The organism is Fibrobacter sp. UWB11, from assembly GCF_900143015.1.
Lineage (GTDB): Bacteria > Fibrobacterota > Fibrobacteria > Fibrobacterales > Fibrobacteraceae > Fibrobacter.
Genome location: NZ_FSRT01000001.1, coordinates 744,718 through 759,224 on the forward strand (window position 1 = coordinate 744,718; position 14,507 = coordinate 759,224).

The 14,507-nt window shown below is 47.7% G+C and carries 14 protein-coding genes and 1 pseudogene; 11 read left to right on the forward strand and 4 right to left on the reverse strand.

Annotated elements, in window-relative coordinates; all coding sequences use genetic code 11:
• The first annotated feature begins 122 nt into the window (after positions 1-122).
• Entirely contained in the window at positions 123-488 is a 366-nt protein-coding gene (locus BUQ91_RS03255; RefSeq protein WP_254842227.1) for a hypothetical protein, read from the forward strand.
• 3 nt (positions 489-491) lie between these two features.
• Complete coding sequence (locus BUQ91_RS03260; protein WP_074208133.1) at positions 492-1,160, forward strand: LysE family translocator; 669 nt, start codon at positions 492-494, stop codon at positions 1,158-1,160.
• Positions 1,161-1,207: 47 nt separating this feature from the next.
• On the opposite strand, the gene BUQ91_RS03265 is transcribed toward BUQ91_RS03260, so the two are convergent.
• On the reverse strand, positions 1,208-2,179 hold the full coding sequence (locus tag BUQ91_RS03265) for a DHH family phosphoesterase (protein WP_074208134.1): 972 nt from the start codon (positions 2,177-2,179) through the stop codon (positions 1,208-1,210).
• A gap of 74 nt (positions 2,180-2,253) precedes the next feature.
• Here BUQ91_RS03265 and BUQ91_RS03270 point away from each other — a divergent pair, with 74 nt between their 5' ends.
• The gene (locus BUQ91_RS03270) at positions 2,254-3,099 is read left to right on the forward strand and encodes a Cof-type HAD-IIB family hydrolase (RefSeq protein WP_074208135.1); all 846 of its coding nucleotides are present in this window, start codon (positions 2,254-2,256) and stop codon (positions 3,097-3,099) included.
• Positions 3,100-3,204: 105 nt separating this feature from the next.
• Here the strand turns inward: BUQ91_RS03270 and BUQ91_RS03275 are convergent, their stop codons facing one another.
• Positions 3,205-4,332: a DegT/DnrJ/EryC1/StrS family aminotransferase gene (locus BUQ91_RS03275; RefSeq protein WP_074208136.1), complete on the reverse strand. Its 1,128-nt coding sequence runs from the start codon at positions 4,330-4,332 to the stop codon at positions 3,205-3,207.
• Between the two features lie 100 nt (positions 4,333-4,432).
• On the opposite strand from BUQ91_RS03275, the gene rpsT reads away from it, so the two are divergent.
• The 6 genes and pseudogenes from rpsT (at position 4,433) to BUQ91_RS03305 (ending at position 11,101) form a co-directional block, all read left to right on the forward strand.
• A complete protein-coding gene (gene rpsT / locus BUQ91_RS03280; RefSeq protein ID WP_012820070.1) occupies positions 4,433-4,693 on the forward strand; it encodes a 30S ribosomal protein S20 in 261 nt (86 codons plus the stop codon).
• A gap of 233 nt (positions 4,694-4,926) precedes the next feature.
• Positions 4,927-5,493 (forward strand): annotated as a pseudogene (locus tag BUQ91_RS16010) (ATP/GTP-binding protein); the annotation flags it as partial.
• 411 nt (positions 5,494-5,904) lie between these two features.
• Positions 5,905-6,330, forward strand: a complete 426-nt coding sequence (locus tag BUQ91_RS03290; protein WP_072828274.1) for a roadblock/LC7 domain-containing protein — start codon at positions 5,905-5,907, stop codon at positions 6,328-6,330.
• 9 nt (positions 6,331-6,339) lie between these two features.
• Positions 6,340-6,807 carry a hypothetical protein gene (locus BUQ91_RS03295; protein WP_072828273.1) on the forward strand — a complete coding sequence of 156 codons (468 nt, stop codon included), beginning with the start codon at positions 6,340-6,342 and terminating at the stop codon, positions 6,805-6,807.
• Positions 6,808-6,813: 6 nt separating this feature from the next.
• Positions 6,814-9,705 carry a hypothetical protein gene (locus BUQ91_RS03300; protein ID WP_074208138.1) on the forward strand — a complete coding sequence of 964 codons (2,892 nt, stop codon included), beginning with the start codon at positions 6,814-6,816 and terminating at the stop codon, positions 9,703-9,705.
• Position 9,706: 1 nt separating this feature from the next.
• Positions 9,707-11,101 (forward strand): BamA/TamA family outer membrane protein, encoded by a 1,395-nt coding sequence (locus BUQ91_RS03305; RefSeq protein ID WP_074208139.1) that lies wholly within the window; start codon positions 9,707-9,709, stop codon positions 11,099-11,101.
• 239 nt (positions 11,102-11,340) lie between these two features.
• Here the strand turns inward: BUQ91_RS03305 and BUQ91_RS03310 are convergent, their stop codons facing one another.
• A complete protein-coding gene (locus BUQ91_RS03310) occupies positions 11,341-11,925 on the reverse strand; it encodes a hypothetical protein (RefSeq protein WP_074208140.1) in 585 nt (194 codons plus the stop codon).
• 96 nt (positions 11,926-12,021) lie between these two features.
• Between BUQ91_RS03310 and BUQ91_RS03315 the strand changes: the two genes are divergently transcribed.
• Positions 12,022-12,330 carry a type B 50S ribosomal protein L31 gene (locus BUQ91_RS03315; RefSeq protein ID WP_072828269.1) on the forward strand — a complete coding sequence of 103 codons (309 nt, stop codon included), beginning with the start codon at positions 12,022-12,024 and terminating at the stop codon, positions 12,328-12,330.
• Between the two features lie 68 nt (positions 12,331-12,398).
• Positions 12,399-13,304: a hypothetical protein gene (locus BUQ91_RS03320; RefSeq protein WP_072828268.1), complete on the forward strand. Its 906-nt coding sequence runs from the start codon at positions 12,399-12,401 to the stop codon at positions 13,302-13,304.
• Positions 13,305-13,413: 109 nt separating this feature from the next.
• Here the strand turns inward: BUQ91_RS03320 and BUQ91_RS03325 are convergent, their stop codons facing one another.
• Positions 13,414-14,490 carry a TIGR04133 family radical SAM/SPASM protein gene (locus BUQ91_RS03325; RefSeq protein ID WP_074208141.1) on the reverse strand — a complete coding sequence of 359 codons (1,077 nt, stop codon included), beginning with the start codon at positions 14,488-14,490 and terminating at the stop codon, positions 13,414-13,416.
• Positions 14,491-14,507: the final 17 nt, after the last annotated feature.

Here is a 14,507-nt window from a genome sequence, read left to right on the forward strand (position 1 = left end):
ATCTAAAAAATGAGAAAAACATGAATAGGGGCACAAAGCAAGATGGACTGCGTAAAAATAAAATATTGTAGTTATATTGGCTAGGAATTGTAAAAAATTCTACATTTAGTTATATGAGTGAAATGGATATCGAATGTCCGCATTGCGGAACGAAATTTAAGGTCCAGATAGACGGGGACTTCTCGAACATGATGGTGTTCCCGTGCGCTAGGTGCCAAACTCCCTTGATGTGCTATCATGGGGAGGTTTCTGAGCTTGACCGCGAAGAGTTTACGAAGTTGCGCCAAAGACTTTCGAAGGTCTTGGATGTCGTAATGCGTCAGGACGGTACTGTGGGCGAGGTGGCAAATACACTCAAGAAACTCGTGGAAGTTTCGAATAATCGTGCTGCGGATCGTGAACATCCGGCGATTACGGATGATGAGCTTGACGCCCTGCAAAAAGACCTTGCGGACCTTGATGTGGATGCTTTCTTGAGTAAACTGTAAAACATGCTTGAATTTTTCATCGCTGCGCTTGTTATCGGTATCGCTCCGGGACCAGATAATTTATTTGTACTAGCGCAAAGCGCTACTTATGGAGCGCGTCTCGGTATATGTATTATTCTTGGACTTTGCACGGGAATTGCAATACATACTTGCCTTTTAGTGGCTGGCGTATCGGCTCTTATTGCAGCGAGCCCAACGGCGTTTTTTGTAATCCAGTGCCTTGGGGCTGCTTATTTGCTCTATCTCGCGTACAAGAGTTTTGGTGTGAGAGTCGGTGTTGTTCAGATGAGTGGAGATTCCCGGTCGGAGCCGGGAATGACAAATGCAGATTCGAAGGATGCGGTAAAGTCTAGCAATGGCGGCGTTCCTTCTGCACGTAGCCTTTACTTGCGCGGTGTGATAATGAATCTCACGAACCCGAAGGTGATTCTTTTTGTACTTTCGCTGATTCCGCCGGCAGTACGCTTGGAACGCCCGATCCACCCGAGCTTGCAAATGGCAATCTTTGGTGCGGAATTTATCGTAGCGACGATGATTGTGTTCGGAAGTATCGCTCTTTTGGCCGGTTCGGTCAAAAAGTATCTTTTGACATCGCCAAAGGCGAACCGCAATCTGAACTGGTTCAGCGGTTGCGTGTTTGTTTTCTTGGCTATCGCACTTTTTGCGCTATAAAAAAACGCGCGAAATGAAATTCGCGCGCTTTTCAAAGATTTTATTGCTTACTTTTCTGTAACGTTGTTTTGAAGCTGTTCCTGAATGAGCTTCAAGAGTTTTGTAATCGTCTCTTCGGGGCTTTCTTTGGAATTTCCGCCTGCGGCGCGAACGTGACCGCCTCCGCCAAAGGCTCCTGCAACTTTGTTGACATCGACAACATAATTGCTTCGTAGGCTAATCTTGTATTCGCCGTTGACGGGGTATATGAATATGGCTACTTCAGTACCGCTGACTTCGCGAAGTGTGTCGATCACGTTACTCAGTTCGACCGGCGTCACGGAATAGCGGACCATGTCTTCGGGGGTAAGGTAACTGTAAACGACTTTCCCATCGAGAGCCAGCTTGCAGTTCATCATTACGTATCCGGTGACAACGGTTTGGATGTACGTTCTTGTGTAGTACGTTTCGTTGATGATACGTGTGAAGTCGATTCCTTTTTCGAGCAAGTTGGCGATAGCTTCCATCGTTTTTTGCCCGGTACTGCTGAACTTGAACGCTCCCGTATCGTGCACAATGCCCAAATAGAGACATTCGGCTGTATCTTTAGAAATTTTGTCCGGATTCAGCAAAAAGTACAGGACTTCGCATGCTGAACTGGCCTTGGCATCGACGACGTTTACAGTACAGAGATTCAGCGGATTGCTGATGTGGTGGTCGATGTTGCAGGTCTTGCGGGCTGCCTTGATGCAAGGTTCGCCGTTGGCGCCGACACGTTCAAACGAAGGCGTGTCTATGAGAAAAACCAGGTCGTATGTTCCGAACTCATCGCTATAGTCTTCGTTTGTATTATTGGCGTTGGGGAGAAGCTTGTAATTTTCTGGGAAGCGTTCCAAGAAAATATGGACTTTGATGGATGGGTAATTGTCCTTGATGTAGTTGAAAAGGCCGAGCGTGGAACCCACGCAGTCTCCGTCGGGGCGGACATGTCCAAAAATGGCAACGCTTTTTGCTTCTATGAGTAATTCATCAATTTGCATAAGGTTTCCTTCTTTTAAGAAAAATGTAAATAAAAATTTTTGGTGAAATTGGTGGACTTTCTATATTTGGCTCGATGAAACTTCTTTTTACTGATTTGGACGGAACGCTTCTTGATGATGCTAAGAACATCAGCGAAGCGGACATGGCTGCAATACACGCGATGATAGACGCGGGGCATAAGTTCGTGATGACGACTGGCCGCCCGCTTACAAGCGTGAAGCGAATTGCAAAAAAGTACGGCTTTTTGCAGCCGGGATATTTTTTGGTGAGCTTCAATGGCGGTTTGATTTACGATTGCGGAACCGGCGAATCAATTTTGACACGGCGTATTTCTGTCGATCAGGTGAAGTTCATCATGGACGAGGCGCACAAGCGCGGAATGCATGCGCACACGTATGCGGGCGATTTGGTTGTGAGCGAATACGAAACGGAACAACTCAAAACGTATTGCCGCTTGATGCAAATGGATTATGTTGTTGTTGACGATATCCGTACATATTACAATGGACTGGTCAATGCGAACGGCCCGATAAATGTTGTGATCAAGCCACCGATCAAGGTGAACGTCATTACGCCGTTTGAACATTCGAGTCTCGTGGATTTCCGTGCCGACATGCGGACTGTGACCGCAGGTAAGCTGTTTGATGTGTTCAGCAAGCCTGAAATGCTGGAATTCTCGCACATGCTTTCGAACAAAGGTGCTGCAGTGCGCTACATGGCGGATTTTTATCATGAGCCGATTGAAAATACGATAGCTGTGGGCGATGAAGAAAACGATTGTCCGATGATCGAAGCGGCTGGTGTTGGGGTGGCTATGGCGAATGCGTCACAGGCGGCAAAGGCTGTCGCCAATTACGTGACCGAGCACGACAACAATCATTCAGGAATTACCGAAGTTATCGAGAAATTTGTTTTGTAGTCGTTAGTCAATGGTCGTTGGTCGCTAGTTGGAAAGGTCGCGACGAAGTCACCAGATTTAAACTAATAATTATTGACTAATAACTAGTAACTAGCTATTTCGCTTTTACATTTCTTTCTTAAGTCTCGCGATAATCTCATCCACGTCTGTGAAGGCGCACATGGGAAGGCTCACGACTTTTTTGCTTGCTTCGACAGCGTTTGTATTGACTTTATCTTGAACAAGTTCTTTAAAGCAAGGCTGTTCGTGCAATGGAGCGGGGTAGTGGATGCAGTGCGGAATACCTGCATTGTCGAGTTGCTTGATAAATGATTCGCTGTTGTCTGCCAGCACGGTGTATTGCGCGTAGGTGCTCGTGTTGCCACTTGCGATTTTTTGTGGTACAATTTTTGCACCGTTGTCGTTAGCATCGTTGGCTCCTTTAGCTGCGTTGTTACGCTCTGCGAAAAACACGTCATATTTGCGGGCGTTTTCGCGGCGCGTGTTCAGCTCATCCTTGAAATGACGGAGTTTGACTCGCAGGACTGCTGCTTGGATAGCATCAAGTCGGCTGTTCAAACCGCAGATTTCGTGGACATAACGTGTATTGCTGCCGTGATTTGCAATGAGGCGGATTTTTTTTGCGAGTTCATCGTTTTGCGTGAAAAGTGCTCCGCCGTCACCGTAGCAGCCGAGCGGCTTTGCCGGGTAAAAACTCGTGATGGAAATGTCCCCGAATGTGCAGGCGTGAGCTCCATTTTGTGTGGCGCCGAACGCCTGTGCTGAGTCTTCGATAAGCCAAAGTCCGTGCCTGTGGGCTGTTTCCTTGATAATCTTATAATCTGGGCACTGGCCAAATAAGTTGACTGCGATAATCCCGCGCGTTTTTTCTCCGACTAATGCTTCAATTTCCTCGGGCGAAATCTGCAGTGTTTCGGAATCGATGTCTGCAAATTTCGGAATGCCGCCAAGCCTCATGACGCATTCGGCGGGTGCAATGAAGGTGAAATCTGGGACGATGACTTCGTCTCCCGGTTCAATTCCGAGAGCCATAAGAGCGATGGTCAATGCGTCGGTTCCGCTTCCGCAGGTGACAATGTGCTTTGTTCCAGTAAATGCTGCAAGTTCAGCTTCGAGCCCCTGAACGACCGGACCACCGATATAGCATCCGCTGTCCAGGACGTCTTGTTCTGCTTTTAAAAATTCAGATTTGTAGGCTTCGCGTTGCGCACGTACATTGATAAACGGAATCATGGTGTGCAATTTAGCATTTTCCCGCCCCTTGACAACTTCCAAACTTTTACTATCTTTGTGCTAACATTTTTTAAGTAGGTTTTCACCCGGAGATTTTAAGGTGCCTCAACACAAGTCTTGCAAAAAGCGTTTGCTCCAGGCCGAAAAGGCCAACGCAATGAACCGTTCCACTCGTAGCGCTATCCGTGCTAGCCTCAAGGTTATCCGCACTGCTGCTACTAAAGCTGCTGCCCTCGAAGAAATGCCGAAGCTCTTCAGCATGCTCGACAAGGCTGCCGTTTCTCACCGCGCTGGTTTCTGCGCCAACCGTGCTGCCAACTACAAGGCCAAGGTTGCTAAGGTCATCAACGGCCTCGCTTAATTAGAGTCTTTTTACAGATTTTAAGCAAAATGAACCGATGTACAAAAGTATGTCGGTCTGTTTTGTTATTTAAAAATTGTGACGAAAATGTCGCGAAACATGGCGAGGGTAAAATTTTTTCGATTTTTAGACGAAAAATTGTGATTTTGGTTAAAAAAAGCCAAAAAATGAAAATTTTATTTTGATTACGAAACTTTTTTACTAGATTAAGTACTGGGTTTCAAGGAATTATAATGTCGTCTATTAATTTTGCTACAAGAGAAATTAGTTGTAAGGTCGTTTACTATGGTCCTGGTCTGAGTGGTAAAACCACGAATCTTCAGGTGATTCATCAGAAAATGCCTCAAGACAAGCGTACTGACATGGTCTCGCTTGCGACTGAAGGTGATCGTACCTTGTTCTTTGACTTTTTGCCTCTGAATTTGGGCGATATTAAAGGGTTTAAGACTCGCTTCCAACTTTATACCGTTCCTGGTCAGGTCTATTATAATAGCACTCGTAAGCTTGTGCTTCGCGGTGTTGATGGAATCGTCTTTGTTGCTGATTCCCAGCGTTCTCGTCAGGCCGAAAACTTGGAAAGCCTCCAGAACTTGCGCCAGAATTTGCAGGACTACGGCATGAACTTGGATGATATCCCGTTTGTTTTACAGTATAACAAGCGCGATATGGAAAACGTTTTTACTCTGGACGAGATGAACGAACAGCTCAATCCGGATAAAAAAATCCAGTTTTTCCCGGCAACCGCCCATAATGGTAAGGGCGTTGTAACAACGTTAAAGACAATCGCCATGTTGGTGATTGAAAAGTTTAATGTGAAGCAGGGGTTTTTGCGTAAGGCCGCAGGCAATGCAAACAACGCCGCAGGTCAGACTGCGACCGAAGCTCCGGCCGAAAATGCCGATGCTGGTAAATCGCAGAATGAAGCTGCCCCTGCAGCTCCGCAACAGCCGACATCCCCGTTCCGCATGCCCTCGTTTGCCGCAAAGCCGCAGGCGAATGCAGCGAACTCCGGCGGTGCTGGTTCAGGATTATTCCAGAAGGGTGCGATGTCTTCGCCGTTTGCTCGTCCACGTGTAGCGACTGCAGTTCCTAGAATGCCAACGTTTGGTCGTCCTGTAGAAAAACAGGCTCAGTCGGATGATGATGATGAAATTGTCTTGCGTCCATACAAGCCGAAAGACAAGTAAGTTTTATTGTTTGTGGTTTAAATTATGAGCGATTATACAATTTATTCTGATGATGCTAACAAAGTGCGTCGCTTGATGACTGCCTATCAAGCAAGTGTCAAGTGCGAATATGTTGTTCTTTGCCATCGCGATGGAAATATCATTGCAGAGGTAGGGTCTTTAGGTTCTGATTTAGATGCAACGCCTCTTGCCGTTTTGAGTATTGCTGCATTTGACTCTTCACGTCAGATTGGAGTTATGCTGGGTGGTGAAAAATTCCAGTCCGTTTCTTTTGCGGGCGAGAATCGTTCCGTTTATATTTCCCCAGTGGACCAATCGCTTTTGCTCGTCCAGGTATTCAAGGGCGGCAAGCTCCCGAATCGTATCGATGACTTTAACCGCTTGCTAGTGGAAAAGTTGGAGGACGCCGTTCCTGCGTTTACGCAGAATACGAGCAGTCTTGTCCGCTAGGAGGTGCTTGTGGCAGGCCGGTTTCCGCCACTGAGAAATATAAGAAAGACTACTGTTATTGCAATAGCCTTTTTTTTAGGTTTCTTTATTCACCGAGTTGTCACGATTTTTATTGATGACGAAGTCAGTTTTACAGACAATTCCGATATTGAACTTTCTCCGGCGAATAGCGTTGTTTGCCGCCATATCGTGAACGGTGAACCTTTCGGTGCCGATAGCGTTTTTGAAGAAAATACAAGACTTTACGTTTTTTCGTCTATAACAAATTCTGCACGTTATCAGGAAGATACTCTGTTCCACATTTGGTTCTTGGGAATAGATACGATTTTTGTAGAACCATGTAACCTTACGGGTGATGTCTGCAGTTCGATGCTTGCTTCTGATTTAGTTGAGCTTGGCGAATGGAGTGTCGATTTGGTGGCGGGCCGCAAGTTGCTTGCTAGCCGGCAGTTCCGCGTGGTGACTCCTTCCCGGTAGTTTTGTATGCGGTCTATTCCTTTAGGCCTGCTATTTGTCAGTCTAGCCTTTGCGTTGGATGTGGATTCGCTCCCGGTTTGGGACCCTTCTATTCTTGAAAAAAATGCTTTAGAAAATGCGTCGGAAACGGCAGATTTTGTCGCAACAACGGATGCGTCTGATTCATCTCATGCCGAAATCGAAACTCACGGTTATAAAACGATGCAAGTGACTGTGGGCGATGGCGGAACCCAAGTCGACCAAGAATTGCGTCTTTCGATACAAGGGCGCCTTTCGGACAGCGTTTACATTGATGCTCTTTTGTCGGATGTAGACCGCAAGGCGGGTGACCAGACGACGGCAACACTACAGGAAGTAGACCAGATTTATTTCAGGGTTGAATCTCCGTTTGCTGTGCTTCATTTGGGCGATTTTACGTGGAATGATAATTCCATGGGGCTTTCTTCATTTAGCCGTTCTTCGCTTGGTGCTATGGCGACATTGCGTTACCGTGGTTCCAAGGTTAGCGGCGAGGCCAGTGGTGCTTGGGGTACGGACGAGGTGACGCGTTATTCGCGTTCGTTTAGCGGTGTTCAAGGGCAACGTGAGGGGTATTATTTGGATGAATCGGCTGGGTTCATTTCGGTGGTGCCAAATTCCGAAAAAGTTTGGCTGAACGGTGTAGAACTTGTCCGTAACCGCGATTACGAAGTGAATTATGCTGGCGGTCTTTTGAATTTTAAGAATGGAATTATTCCTGGAAGCGATGATGTTATTTCGGTGGAATACGACGCTTATTTGAACGATGATATTTATACGATGTATGCTGTTCGTGGTAGTCTGCGAATGGAAAATTTGTTCTTTGATGTGTCCGGATTCCATTTGGAAAATGACGTGGAACGCATGCGAAAAAGCACGCTTGACAGTGCTGATTACGAGCTTTTGAAAAATGACCGTGGCGAAAATTTAGGGGCAGGTTCGTCGCTCCAAGAATTGCACCGCCCGAAAATGTCGGAACGCTTGGGCGCAAGGCTTCGCCTGCAGGCGGAGCACCGCTTTTATGCAGATGTTGAACTTGGGCTTAACCGCATGGATTCCAATACGGTTTCTGATGATGTGGGCGGGCCGAGCGGTCGTGCTTTTAGGTGGTTCGTGACATCGGACTCGACACAGAATTTGCAGGCGTTCCCGGTTGCTCTTTCGGTTTATGGAAACTTTGTTCAGGAGGGCTTTGCTATTTCTGAATTTAGCGGGAGCGATAGAGATTGGGATGCGTATGCGCTTAGAAACGAGTGGGACTTGGATAGTGCGCTTTTGAAAGGCGACTTGCGCCATGATGAACTTGCGCTTCGATTCCGCTTGGGCAAGGATTGGTTCGGAACGGCAAAGTGGGGGTACCGTCGTGGCGATGATGAAAAGTGGAATTCTTCGCGGTCGCAATTGTCGCTTGTTCATCGTAATTTAGATGCCATGAGCGAGTTTACGGCATCGTATGTTTCTTGCGTGCAAAACGTGGAGCAGAAACGGTATCAGGGAACGTTCTCGTCGGAGTTTTTGCGCGGATTCTTTAGACCTTTTGGCAATGGCGATGTGCGCTATTCCGTGGTGGATTCGCTTGGAAACAAATCAGAACGCGGTTATGCAAAAACAGCCGTTGGTGCATCGTTGAATGAGGACTTGTGGAATGTGAAGGAATCGGTCGGGACGCTTACGGTGCGCAAACATGATATGAAAAAAGGCGAGGGGTGGCGCGATTCCGTGAATTCTGTAACTTGGACGCAATCGGCAGAAGCGAATTTCCGCAAATTCAATTTGTCGCATTTGTTGCAGTATTCACATGCTGTATCGGATTCCTTGGGCGCTTCGGATTCATGGGTGGGTGATTTGAATACAAATTTTGGCGATGATGACATGGGGCTGCAAGGTTCTGTCGCTTACCGATTTGGAATGACGTCAGAACAAACTTACACGGCAATTTATAAGGCTGTGGCGAAGGGAACGGGTGATGTTCGCTATGATAGCCTTACGGGAGCTTTTATTGAAGGTGTAGACAATGGTGACTTTGTCTATGAAGGGATGGGCCGCAATGATTCGGTCGGTGCCGTTCTTTCGTCGAATGCAACTTTTGAAGCGAATCTATCTTGGAATCCGGGAGTGTCGCTCGGAATTAATCAGGGACTTTTGCGCGACATAACGCTTAGCGCATCGTACCATTCTGAAGCTGAAGATACGACGGGTAAGAAGATTTATTTCCCTCCGGTTGTGCCAGCGGGGTTAAAATCGGTGACTGCGGGAACGGTCTCATGGGAAGCGACTCTTGCTTGGGACCATCCGTCAGGAGTGATGGCGCAGTATAATCCAAGTGCTTTATACGAAAAGAAAATGTCTTCGATCGGATATTATCAGGATATTTTCGATCATAAGATTTCGGCGGGTTTGAAAATAAACGAAGATCATTACATTGGTATAGATAATGTTTTTGAATCGGTCAATTTGACCGCTCTTCAAAAATTGAATTGGAATATTTGGGATATTTCAGGAAAATACACGTGGAAATTGCCTGCTGGATTCCGTTTAGAACCGCGTATCCGTTATCGTGAAGGCTCTGGTGAAGATGATTTGAAATCTTCATTTGGTGCATATCTTTGGGAAGAAGAAATCCGCGTGGGTTATGAAAAAGAAGGAATTGTCGATGGCCATGTTTCTTTTGCGTCCATACAAATGAATGAACGCGATGGCGATATTCCTTACCAGATGATGTCCGGTTTTAGCGATGGTGTTACTTACAGGCTCGAAACCATGGTTTCGGTCGAGGTGAATAATTTCTTGTCTCTTTCCCTCCGTTATATTTTGCGTTTTGGCGATGCCGAAGAAAATGTGTTCCAAAAATTGTCGAGCGAGGCTAAGGCGTATTTCTAGTATGTTACAGTGGATTCGAAATACTTTGCTTTGCTCCTTTATTTGGATGCTTGTTATGACGCTCGGCATTGGTGAGAGCTTTGCTTCGACATGCCGTATTGAGCGTATTGAGTGGGATGGAAAACACAGCGATTTTGATGAACTGTCGATGGAAACTGCTGTCGGTATGCCTTGCGATTCTTGGCGGGAAACTCGACAAAAGTTGTTGCGCTACTATGAGGACCATGGGTTTCTTGGTGCAAAGCTAGATGTGAATGTCGATAGCGCGGGCGTGATGCATTGCAAGTTTGATCGAGGTAGTGCTTGGGTGTGGGCCGGACCTGAAAATTTGGATTCTGGCGCTACAGATGTTGATGTTTTTAGATTGTTGACCGGGCTTGAAGTAGGTGGTTCTGTTTCGCTGACGGATTTGGAACGCTCTGAAAATAGGCTTTCCCGGTTGGGCTATTACGAACAGACTGCAAATGTTCGCTTGTTCCGTGATCCTGTGCGCCATCGTGTGATTCCGGCGTATTCCATGCGTGCGCTTCCGATTTCTGCGGCAGAAGGTTACCTCACATACTCAAGCGATGAGAACGTTTGGGAAGGCAAGGTGAATCTCGCTTTGTTCAATATCTTGGGTACAGGGCGTGATTTGCAAATGGAAGGTTATTCGCAAAAAGAGTCCCGCCGTATAGATGGCTCGTATCGAGAACGCTTTATCTTCGGGTCGGCGTGGGATGTCGTTGTTCGCGGATTTTTTGAGGACGATTCGCTGTCGCGCAATTCACGGCTAGAGGTTGGCGTATCGCGGAACATTGGCTTTAGCATTGATGTTGCTGCGTTTGTGGGCATAGGCAATGATGAAAAGAGCTCGACTTTTGAACTTTCATATGTTTCGTTTGACCGCCTCATGCTGCCCCGTCGCGGAACTTCTTTTGATGTGTCGTTGGCGTGGATGATGGATCGCCCGGACTCGCTTGATAGCTATTTGCGGTTGGAATCTTCGTTCACGCATTATGTGCCCTTGTACAAGAATTTCATTATGCGGTATTCTGCCGCGGCTGGAACGTTGCTTCCATCGGGAGGTTCTTTTGCCCGTGAAGACTTGTTTGCTTTGGGGGGAATCAACTCATTCAAGGGAATGATGTATGGCTTTGTGCGGACTCGCGCGTATGGATTTTCTCAGGCTGCTTTGCTTTGGCAGGACGGCTATGATTTGTCGATTGAGCTCTTTTATCAGCCGGGGCTATATAGGCGGATGAAGCCTTTCCATGGGTGGGCGGGCGAGCATGACTACGGCGTTGGGTTTACGCAGTACCGCAAATCGTGGAGCTTTAGCATTTATTATGCACTCCGCAATGGGTGCGATTATTTGGACGGTGTGCTAGGGTTCGGTGTAAAAACGCTTTTTTAGAAAAAAGCTTTTGAAAAAAGCAAAAAAAGTACGTCATGCGGGCGGGGCCCCAGCTCGGAGTTGCGAAGGCCGCACGGGCCCCTCCCTGCACCCTCCCCATCCTTGGCCGACGCTATGTTCTCACTCTGTTAATCATTCGGTTCTTTTTTATAGAACATCTCACTAACAGCAATAATAATTGCATCCAATATGTGCGATTACCTAGACGGTGTGCTAGGTTTCGGCGTGAAGACGCTTTTTTAGAGTCTCGGGACGCGGACTTTGTCGCCGGCATTGAGGTGCTCGAGCATGACGCCTGCGTTCACAGATTGGAGTGCCGAGAGCACATAGAAGCGGGGGAGGTTCTGTGTGCCTGCGCCATAAGTTCTACGGAGGAGCTTGAACAAGTCTTCGCCGTCGTTTGCAGTAACGACTTTATACAGGCTCTTGTTGGACGGGTCGGACTGGAGTGCCGAGAGCGCGTTCGAGAACTTGGCGACGAAATTTTCGGCGTTGTTGCTTGGCTTGGAGGCCTCTGCGGCTTGCTTGACCTGTTTTGGTGGCTTGCTCAGCCCAGACTTTTTAGATGAGCTCTTTCCGGTGACGGACGGCGGGAGCTTGAAAGTCGGCGCCTTGAACGCGTTCATCTTGAGGCTTACGTCGGCGGAATCTTTCCCCTTTTTGACCGGTTCGAGTCGTAAAATGGAGTCTAGCGAGGCAATATAGTTGCTATCCGGCCATTCTTCGAGGACCATTTTCTTGTTCATTTCGATGATTTTAATGGTCGGATGGTCGTTTTCGCATGCGAGTAAAAGCAATAAACTGAGCAACAATAAAGATTTCATGCTATAAAAATACTAAAAATGAGGCTTCCGCTTGCCAAAATCGCGAAATTCAACTAAATTTTAGCTCTCAACAATTACTTCACAGGAAGTTTTATAATGAAAGAAGGTATCCACCCTAATTATCAACCGGTCGTGTTCGTCGATGCGAATACGGGTAAAGAATACATCACCCGCTCCACGAAGTCTTCTGCCGAAAAGAAGACTATCGATGGTGTTGAATATAGCGTAATTTCCTTGGAAATTACGGCTGATACCCATCCGTTCTGGACGGGCAAGCAGCATCGCGTGGATACGGCTGGCCGTATCGACAGCTTCAACAAGCGCTATGGCGGCGGTGCTAACATCACCTCTGCAAAGCGTAAGACTCGCAAGGCTGTTCCGGTCAAGACTGAAGAAGAAGCTTAATCTTCTTAAAGTTTGGGGCCTCCCTAATTTAGGGAGGCTTTTGTCTTATTAACCCTAGAGGACGCAAAATGAAAAATAAACTTAGCATTTGTGCCGCAGCCCTTATTGCTCTCGCTATGACGGCTTGCGATAACGGTAAGACTGGTACTATCGAAGGTGAAGTCCGTGATGCTTTCACCAACAAACCGTTGGAAATGCCGACTGTTGGTATGGACTCCACGATTTACACCACTCTTTCCAAGAAGTATGAATTCAACCAGGAACTCCGCAAGGGCAAGTTCAAGTTTGTCAAGGTCCCGGTTGGCGCCTATAGAGTTTATGCAGGTCGTTCTAAGTATGTGAAGACCCGTATGAAGATTGAAACGACGGAACAGAATCCGAACGCTTCTCTCATTCTTTATATCTACAGCGCACAGGTTGATCCGGGTCTGTACCAGGGTACTCCGGAAGGCCCGCTCAAGATTGATAACAAGTGGGTTGTTTACTCCACGAACTGCGATGAATCTATCGCTGGTTACCGCTTGACTATGCCGCAGCAGCAGGCTGGTGATGCAAAAGCAAGCCTTGCTGAAAAGATTGGTGTCAAGAAGAAAGGCAAGAAGGGCAAGAAGGCTAAGAAGGCCGCCGCTCCGGCTGCTGTTACTTCTGCCGTAACGAACCTCCCGGATCCGCGAGTCATCGAAGGCAAACTCGAAGTGTTCTACCACAACTCTTCTTCTGTGTCTACCGCAATCACGGCTAAGACCTATCCGGCTGTCGTCGCTCCGATCGCTTCTCACAAGGACTGCAAGGGCTTTGGCGCAGGCGAAACGAAGGGCGTGTTCCCGGTCAAGGATAAGGCAACCGATCTCAAGGTCGAATACGTTGCTGAAAACCTCTTCAAGATCACTGGCAACCTCCCGAAGGGCAAGCAGATTATTCAGCTTTCCCAGGACGGAAAGACTCTCCAGACCTACTATTTCGAAGCTAAGTAATTCGGAATACGTTTGAAATTAAAGACGCTCGGTTCATTGGAACCGGGCGTTTTTTAGTTTTTCTTATAATGTTTTTTGCGTCGGAACAAGTCCGGGAGCATTTATGTCATCACGCACCAGCGGCTTCAAGTCTCGCTACATGACAGTAAGCCAACTCTTTCGTTTTTTCGTCACGGAGATGCAGGCTGGAACCTTCGCAGTAGCGCCAGTATTTGCAGGTCTTGCAATCGCCAATTTTAGCCCAACTGCGGTCGCGCATCACTTGGTAGCGGTTCTGCCATACGTCCCAAATATCATCCTTGTAGATGTTGCCTTGGATGTAGTCGCCGCGCAAGCTCGGGCAAGCCGAGATACTTCCGTCGCAGAGCACGGAAGAGACGTTTACGCCGGCGCGGCAGAAGAACGGGTAGTTGCGGGCGTCTTTCTCGTAACTGCCGAGGAAGCCTTCGCAGCCGTAGTTCACGCTGATGACGTTCAGTTTTTTCACTTCGCGGATAAAGTCGAACACCTGGCGGAATTCCTGATTCGTGAGCTGGAACAGTGGATTGTCCTTGGCGCGGCCTTTCGGGAACACCGTTGCCACGCGCCAGCGCTTCACACCGATTTTCAAAAGCATGTCCAAGATTTTCGGGAGTTCCTTGAGGTTTTCGCGGTTCACACAGGTCATCACATCGAAGGTGAGGCCTTCGGTGTGGGCGGCCATGTCTATGGCACGCAGCGCTCGCTCAAAGCTATGCGGATCGCCACGGAAATGGTTGTGGCTTGCTTCGAGACCGTCAAGGCTGATGGTGAGCGAGCGGAGACCTGCGTTCAAGAGCTTGGTGTAGCGTTCCGGAGTCATTGCAAGACCGTTCGTGACCATGCCCCAGGGGTAGCCGCGCTTCTTGATTTCTTGACCACATTCTTCGAGGTCCGGACGCATCAAGGGTTCGCCGCCGGTAATCACCACGATAAAGTGTTTCGGATCGATGTGTGGGGCGAGCTTGTCGAGCACAGCCATAAAATCTTCGCGGGGCATGTCGGGGATGGCGTCCTTGACGCAGTCGCTACCGCAGTGCAAACAATGCAAATTGCAGCGGAGCGTACATTCCCAGAAAAAGTACGTGAGCGGGTGAGCCTTGATTTCGTTGTGACGATAAAGGCGATAAGCTTCGAGAGCGAGTTTCTTTTTAAGAGAGAGTTGCATAGGCTTTAGAATTTAGT

Coding starts and splice junctions, on each gene's coding strand:
- BUQ91_RS03255 (WP_254842227.1), top strand. CDS start 123: ATGGATATCGAATGTCCGCATTGCGGAACGAAATTTAAGGTCCAGATA.
- BUQ91_RS03260 (WP_074208133.1), top strand. CDS start 492: ATGCTTGAATTTTTCATCGCTGCGCTTGTTATCGGTATCGCTCCGGGA.
- BUQ91_RS03265 (WP_074208134.1), bottom strand. CDS start 2,179: ATGCAAATTGATGAATTACTCATAGAAGCAAAAAGCGTTGCCATTTTT.
- BUQ91_RS03270 (WP_074208135.1), top strand. CDS start 2,254: ATGAAACTTCTTTTTACTGATTTGGACGGAACGCTTCTTGATGATGCT.
- BUQ91_RS03275 (WP_074208136.1), bottom strand. CDS start 4,332: ATGATTCCGTTTATCAATGTACGTGCGCAACGCGAAGCCTACAAATCT.
- BUQ91_RS03290 (WP_072828274.1), top strand. CDS start 5,905: ATGAGCGATTATACAATTTATTCTGATGATGCTAACAAAGTGCGTCGC.
- BUQ91_RS03300 (WP_074208138.1), top strand. CDS start 6,814: ATGCGGTCTATTCCTTTAGGCCTGCTATTTGTCAGTCTAGCCTTTGCG.
- BUQ91_RS03305 (WP_074208139.1), top strand. CDS start 9,707: ATGTTACAGTGGATTCGAAATACTTTGCTTTGCTCCTTTATTTGGATG.
- BUQ91_RS03310 (WP_074208140.1), bottom strand. CDS start 11,925: ATGAAATCTTTATTGTTGCTCAGTTTATTGCTTTTACTCGCATGCGAA.
- BUQ91_RS03315 (WP_072828269.1), top strand. CDS start 12,022: ATGAAAGAAGGTATCCACCCTAATTATCAACCGGTCGTGTTCGTCGAT.
- BUQ91_RS03320 (WP_072828268.1), top strand. CDS start 12,399: ATGAAAAATAAACTTAGCATTTGTGCCGCAGCCCTTATTGCTCTCGCT.
- BUQ91_RS03325 (WP_074208141.1), bottom strand. CDS start 14,490: ATGCAACTCTCTCTTAAAAAGAAACTCGCTCTCGAAGCTTATCGCCTT.